The organism is Azospirillum endophyticum (genome assembly GCF_016595245.1).
Lineage (GTDB): Bacteria > Pseudomonadota > Alphaproteobacteria > Azospirillales > Azospirillaceae > Azospirillum > Azospirillum endophyticum.
The window spans coordinates 81,738-88,195 of the sequence record NZ_JAENHM010000067.1; the positions used below are offsets into that span (position 1 = coordinate 81,738).

5 protein-coding genes are annotated in these 6,458 nt (G+C 68.3%); 4 read left to right on the forward strand and 1 reads right to left on the reverse strand.

What is annotated here, in order from left to right:
* Positions 1-4 precede the first annotated feature (4 nt).
* The gene (locus JHL17_RS25195) at positions 5-1,174 is read right to left on the reverse strand and encodes a thiolase C-terminal domain-containing protein (RefSeq protein WP_200197427.1); all 1,170 of its coding nucleotides are present in this window, start codon (positions 1,172-1,174) and stop codon (positions 5-7) included.
* Between the two features lie 424 nt (positions 1,175-1,598).
* Here JHL17_RS25195 and JHL17_RS25200 point away from each other — a divergent pair, with 424 nt between their 5' ends.
* The 4 genes from JHL17_RS25200 to JHL17_RS25215 all read left to right on the forward strand — a co-directional run bounded on the left by JHL17_RS25200 (position 1,599) and on the right by JHL17_RS25215 (position 6,059).
* Entirely contained in the window at positions 1,599-2,801 is a 1,203-nt protein-coding gene (locus tag JHL17_RS25200; RefSeq protein ID WP_200197429.1) for a CaiB/BaiF CoA transferase family protein, read from the forward strand.
* Positions 2,802-2,941: 140 nt separating this feature from the next.
* Positions 2,942-3,847, forward strand: coding sequence for a LysR substrate-binding domain-containing protein (locus tag JHL17_RS25205; RefSeq protein WP_200197431.1), 906 nt, complete (start codon positions 2,942-2,944; stop codon positions 3,845-3,847).
* Between the two features lie 209 nt (positions 3,848-4,056).
* Positions 4,057-5,562, forward strand: coding sequence for a malonate--CoA ligase (locus JHL17_RS25210; RefSeq protein WP_200197433.1), 1,506 nt, complete (start codon positions 4,057-4,059; stop codon positions 5,560-5,562).
* Positions 5,559-6,059: a thioesterase family protein gene (locus JHL17_RS25215; protein WP_200197435.1), complete on the forward strand. Its 501-nt coding sequence runs from the start codon at positions 5,559-5,561 to the stop codon at positions 6,057-6,059. Before JHL17_RS25210 ends, JHL17_RS25215 begins: the two co-directional genes overlap by 4 nt.
* The last annotated feature ends 399 nt before the right edge of the window (positions 6,060-6,458 follow it).

Sequence of the window (6,458 nt, forward strand, 5' to 3'; positions counted from 1 at the left end):
CCCCCTACACGGTGAGGATGGCGGTGGCGGCGGAGCAGAAGGTGCCGCCCAATCCGTGGGCCAGCGCGACTTTGGCGTCCGCCACCTGGATTCCCGGACCGTCGCCGCGCAGCTGGCGGACGCTCTCGATCAGGGTGAAGATGCCGCGCTTGCCCGGATGGTTGGAGGACAGGCCGCCGCCGTCGGTGTTGGTCGGCAGGCTGCCGCCATCGGCCGCCAGATTGCCGGCCGCGACGAAGGGGCCGCTCTCGCCGCGACCGCAGAAACCGAGATCCTCCAGCGCCAGCATCGGCGTGATGGTGAAGGCGTCGTAGATCTGCGCCACATCGATGTCGGCGGGGGTCATCCCGGCCATGGCGAAGGCGCGCGGTCCGGACAAGGCGGCGGGGGTGGACAGGTCGTCGGGGATCTGGCTGTTCTGGGTCCGGGCGACGGCCGCACCATAGCCGGCCAGATAGACCGGACGGCGCTTCAGGTCGCGTGCCCGCTCGCGGCTGGTCATCACCACCGCACCGCCGCCGTCGGTGACGACGCAGCAGTCCAGCCGGTGCAGCGGCGAGGCGATCACCGGCGATGCCAGCACGTCCTCCACCGTGATCGGCTTGCGCAGCCGGGCCTGGGGGTTGGCAGCGGCGTGCTCGCGGAAGGTGACGGCGACCCGGGCCAACTGCTCCGGCGTGGTGCCGTAGAGGTCCATGTGGCGCCGGGCGAACAGCCCGTAGGTGGAGATCAGCGTCGGCGCATAGGGGATCTCGTACTGGCCCGGCCCGGCGGGGAAGACGAAGGGATCGAAGGAGGGGGTGGAGAGCGGCCACCAGCGCGGGCAGGCGGCGTAGCTGATGACCACCACCTCGGCCAGCCCGGTGGCAATGGCCGCGGCGGCCTGTCCCGCCTGCAGGATGTAGGAGCAGCCGCCGACGTCGGTGCTGTTCACGTAGGTCGGCTGGATGCCGATGTATTCGGCCAGTTCGATGACGTCCATCGTGCCGCCGCCCTCGGCCCAGTCGCCGGACGCCGCACAGAGCCCGTCCACGTCCTTCAGCGTCAGCCCGGCATCGTCGAGCGCGCCCAGGATGCACTCCATCTGGAGGGCGAAGGGATGGACGCGCGGCGCGTCGCGGCGGGGAGACTCATAGGCGCCGACGATGGCGGTCTTGCCTGAAAGGTCCTTCACGCGCTGGTCGTCCTTTCACGGTTGCGGGAACCTGCGCCGACGGCGGGCGTCGGCGTGCAAAGGGAGGGCGTTGAATAAATATCGGAAGACGAGGGACGGGTCGGCACGGAGAACGGGAAGATGTCCCGGTGTCCCTCATAGACTTCGATCGTCACCGGTACGCTCCCGGCAAGATCGAGAATACCGGACACCCTCCGTGTCACAAGCAGAAAAAAGTCTGCGCTCCGGTGCATGGGGCGCACCAATCGCCAGGGGCCGTCCGGTGCCTTTCCTGCACCGGATTGGGCCAAACTAAGCGATTGTTTTCCCGGCGCCGCGGCGCAAGCCTCTGGGCATCGCATTCCCGTCCAAACCCGGCCGGCGCCTTGCGGCGCGGCCCCGTCCGGCCCGTATCCCAGTGCCCGGCAGCCCCGAAGGACCGCTCATGACCAACACGGAAACCCAACGCCGGGACGGCCCGCTGGCCGGCGTGCGCGTTGTCGATCTCACGCACATGCTGGCCGGGCCCTACAGCACCTGGCTGCTCGGCGCACTGGGCGCCGACGTCATCAAGATCGAGCGTCCGGGCAAGGGCGATTTCACCCGTGTCATCGCTCCTTTCAGCGATGACGAGAGCATTTACTTCATGAGCGTCAACCGCAACAAGCGGAGCCTTACGCTCAACTTGAAGGAGGAGAAGGGAAAGGAGATCTTCAGGCGCATCGTCGCCACCAGCGACGTGCTGGTGGAGAACAACCGGGCCGGCGCGATGGACCGGCTGGGGCTGGGCTACCGGGACCTGAAGGCGGTCAACCCGAAGCTGGTCTACGCCTCGATTTCCGGCTTCGGGCAGGACGGCCCCTACCGCCACCGGCCCTGCTTCGACGTGGTGGCCCAGGCGATGTCCGGCATGATGAGCATCACCGGCGAGCCGGGCGGCCAGCCATCCCGTGTCGGTGCCTCGATCGGCGACATCGGGTCGAGCCTTTTCGCCACCATCGGCATCCTGTCGGCCCTGCAGAAGCGGGCCAGTACCGGAGAGGGCAGCTTCATCGACGTGGCGATGCTGGATTGCCAGCTGGCATTGATGGAGAACGCCATCGCCCGTTATCTCAACGCCGGCGACGTGCCGCGCGCGCTGGGCAGCCGACATCCCCTGATCGCGCCCTTCCAGTCCTTCCCCACCGCCGACAAGCCGATCGCCGTCTGCGTCGACACCAACGAGCAGTGGGAGCGGATGTGCGGCGCCATGGCGCTGGATCACCTGTTGACCGACCCGCGCTTCCTCACCGGATCGCAGCGCAACGCCAACCACGCGGAACTCGAGCCGCTGCTGGTTCCGGTCTTCGTCACCCGGACGCGCGACGAGTGGCTGGACCGTTTCGACGAGGCCGACGTGCCGTCCAGCCCGATCAACAGCGTGCCCGATGCGCTGAACGACCCGCAGGTGGTCCACCGCGGCATGGTGGTGGAGGTGCCGCCCGGCTCCGGCAAGCGCTTCGCCGCCGTGCCGATCCACATGCAGGGCGCGCCGCTGGCAGCCGAAGTCCCGGCGCCGCGGCTGGGCGAGCACACCGATGCCATCCTGGCCGAGTTGGGCTTCGGGGATGCCGACATCGAGGCTCTGCGCATCGCCGCGGTGGTGTGATGACGGACGGACGGGGAAGGGCGCCCGGGGAGGAGACCGGCGGGCGGGCGGGCGACGGGGCGCGTGCGGCGCTGGCGAAAATGCTTCATGATGCCATCGGATCCGCCCCGTCACACCCAACCCCGATGGCCCATCCCCGCATGGCGCGCCGCCTCCCTCCACTCCTCGCGCTTCGCGCCTTCGATGTCTTCGCCCGGTTGGGCACCGTGCGCGCCGCCGCCGACGAGCTGGCGGTGTCGCACACCGTGGTCTCCCGCCACATCCAAAACCTGGAGCAGTCGGTCGGCGTCAAGCTGGTGACCAAGTCGGGACGCGGCCTGTCGCTGACCCGCGAGGGCACCCGCTTCGCCGCCCAGATGCACCGCGCCTTCGACCTGATCGCCGATGCCAGCAACGAGTTGCGCAACGGCGGGATCGAGGCGGTGCACATCTGCTGCCTTGCCGGCTTGGCCTCGCGCCGCCTGCTCGCCCGCCTGCCGGAGCTGGAGGCGGCGATGGCCGGGCGTGAGGTGATCCTGCAGCCGACCTCCGCCCGCCCCGACTTCAGCCGGGGCGAGGCCGACGCCGAGATCATGTACCTGGAGGATGGCGCCGTCGCCGAGGGGCTGCGGGCCGAGATGTTCGCCAAGCCCCGCATCCTCGCCATCGCCAGCCCGGAGTTCAAGATGCGCTACCCCGGCGTACGGACCCCTGCCGACCTGGTCGAACTGCCGCTGATCCACGAGCAGTCCACCGGCATGTGGGAGGCATGGCTGGAGGAGGCCGGGATCACCGACCCGCCCCGGCTGCGCGGCCCCCGTCTGTGGCAGGCCCATTTGACCATCGAGGCCGCTAGGCTCGGGCGTGGCGTGGCGCTGGTCAGCGACCTGCTGGTCGCCGACAACCTCGCCAACGGTGATCTGGTGGAGATGGTCGACAGCAACGTCACCATCGGCGGCTATTACTTCATCGCCCCGGCCCAGAAATGGAACACGCCGGTCATCGCCGCGATCCGGCAATGGCTGCGCGACGTGTTCCCGCAGCCGGACTCCAACCTGATCGCTTGAGCCCCCGTTTGACCAAGATCGCTTCATAGCGTCCAGCGTCGTCATGCCCGGATTTGGTCCGGACATCTACGGCCGCAGCCCCACGGCCGTGACCTCGGACGGCCGGCGGAGCCCGGCCATGAGGCTGTCGGGAAAAAGGCTCCGATGCCTTTCCATTCTCATCGTCCGGAGCGGCGTCGCCCGGCTCCCGGCCATCGCGGAACCAGATCATGCCCAACAGTCTGTTCGACCATCTGCTGAACCCGGCCATCGACCCGTCCCGCCTCGCCGTCGAGAGTGCGGACGGCGTGCGCCACACCTATGGCGGTCTGCGCACTGCGACCGGCCGCATGGCGAATGCGCTGGTCGCCGCCGGCGTGCGTCCCGGCGACCGCATCGCCGTGCAGGTCGAGAAGTCGGTCGAGGCGTTGGTCCTCTACCTCGCCTGCCTGCGGGCCGGGGCGGTCTATCTGCCGCTGAACACCGCCTACACCGCGGCGGAGCTGAGCTATTTCGTCGGCGATGCCGAACCGGCCCTGGTCGTCTGCGATCCGGCGCGGCTCGACGCCACGGCGGCGCTGGCCGGGACGATCCCGGTACGCACGCTGGATGCGCGCGGCCGGGGCAGCCTGACCGACGCGGCGGCCGGCCAGCCGGATGACTTCGCCACCGTCGTGCGCGGGCCTGACGATCTGGCGGCGATCCTCTACACCTCCGGCACCACCGGGCGGTCGAAGGGGGCGATGCTGACGCAGGACAATCTGCTGTCCAATGCGCGGGTGCTCCAAGCCGAATGGCGCTTCGGCCCGGACGACGTGCTGCTGCACGCCCTGCCGATCTTCCATACCCACGGGCTGTTCGTCGCCTGCAACCTCGTGCTGCTGTCCGGCGCCTCGATGGTTCTGTTGCCGCGCTTCGACCCGGCCGACGTCCTGGCCCGGCTGACGGCGGCGACGGTGATGATGGGGGTGCCGACCTTCTACACCCGCCTGCTCGACCAGGACGGGCTGACGCCGGAGGCGTGCCGGACCATTCGTCTGTTCGTCTCCGGCTCCGCGCCGCTGTTGGCCGAGACGCATCGCGCCTGGGAGGACCGCACCGGTCACCGTATCCTGGAGCGCTACGGCATGACCGAGACCGGGATGCTGACGTCCAATCCCTATGATGGTGATCGCGTGGCCGGTACGGTCGGCTTCCCGCTGCCGGGCGTCGACCTGCGCATCACCGACCCGGCGACCGGCGAGCCTCTCGCCGGCGACGCCATCGGCGCCATCGAGGTGCGTGGCCCGAACGTCTTCAAAGGCTACTGGCGCATGCCGGAGAAGACGGCGTCCGAGTTCCGGCCGGGTGGCTTCTTCATCACCGGTGACCTCGGCCGTGTCGACGGGCGGGGCTATGTCCATATCGTCGGGCGCGGCAAGGATCTGATCATCAGCGGCGGCTTCAACGTCTACCCCAAGGAGGTGGAGGGCGAGATCGACGACTTGCCCGGGGTGCTGGAGAGCGCCGTGATCGGCATTCCCCATCCCGATTTCGGCGAGGCCGTCGTCGCCGTCGTGGTTCCGGACGGTACGGCGCCCGTCACCGAGATCACCGTCATCGCCGCGCTGAAGGACCGGCTCGCCCGCTACAAGCAGCCCAAGCGCGTGGTGGTGGTAGACGAGCTGCCGCGCAACAGCATGGGCAAGGTGCAGAAGGCACAGCTGCGCAACGACCATGCGGGAGCGTTCGGATGAGCGACGCCGCCCTGCCGCCCCTCCCCACCGAAATCCTGACCTCCGGGCCGTTGAGGGTCGCGGAGGAGTGGATCGACCTCTACGGCCACATGAACATGGCGCGTTATGTCTCCCTGTTCGATGAAGTCGGTTATGCCCTCCAGGAGCGCTGGGGAGTGGGGGAGACCTACACGCGTGAAACCCGCAGGGGCCTGTTCGTGGTCGACGTCGCGGTCAGCTACAAGCGGGAACTGACGGCCGGCACGCCACTGAGGCTGGCGATGCGGCTGCTGAAGGCTGATTCCAAGCGTCTTGTCACTCTGATGGAGCTGAGCCGAGGTGATGATGGCACGCTGGCCGCGACGATGGAGCAGCTCTCCGTCCACGCCGACCTGACGACGCGACGGGTCGTCCCCTTCGCGCCGCCGGTGGCGGAGCGGTTGCATGCCTTGGCGACTGTCCATGGGGCGCTTCCATTGCCGGCCGGTCACCACAGCCGGCTCACCGGTCGGGTATGAGAATGGCAGGCTCACTTTTTTGCCGATCGATGAAAAAAAGGTCTTGCGCGGTTCGGGGCAGGCCGCATATAAGACGCCTCCCGACGCGAACGACGCCGGCGCCGCCGAACCGGCAGCGACCGACACGCGAACGGGAAGCCCGACAAACCGGCGCTTGCGATCCGAACCCCAGAGGTTCGGTCGAGCATCCGGTTTCTGCATCGGGCGGGTTCTTTGACAAGTACATACCGTGTTGTGAGAAGGGATGCGCAGGCGGCGGCAGTTGGTAGCCGTTGCGGCCTTGGGGTGCTGGCTCTTAGGGGATCGGCACAATGAGGATCGTCTGTGCATCTTTTGGACAGAGAAACTGTATCAGTATCGACGTTTCAGGAGGTCGCCTAGGCGGTCCTGTCAGTCGTG

What these genes read in the sequence shown, in the direction of transcription:
- JHL17_RS25200 (WP_200197429.1), top strand. Translation starts at nt 1,599, where the DNA reads ATGACCAACACGGAAACCCAACGCCGGGACGGCCCGCTGGCCGGCGTG.
- JHL17_RS25205 (WP_200197431.1), top strand. Translation starts at nt 2,942, where the DNA reads ATGGCGCGCCGCCTCCCTCCACTCCTCGCGCTTCGCGCCTTCGATGTC.
- JHL17_RS25210 (WP_200197433.1), top strand. Translation starts at nt 4,057, where the DNA reads ATGCCCAACAGTCTGTTCGACCATCTGCTGAACCCGGCCATCGACCCG.
- JHL17_RS25215 (WP_200197435.1), top strand. Translation starts at nt 5,559, where the DNA reads ATGAGCGACGCCGCCCTGCCGCCCCTCCCCACCGAAATCCTGACCTCC.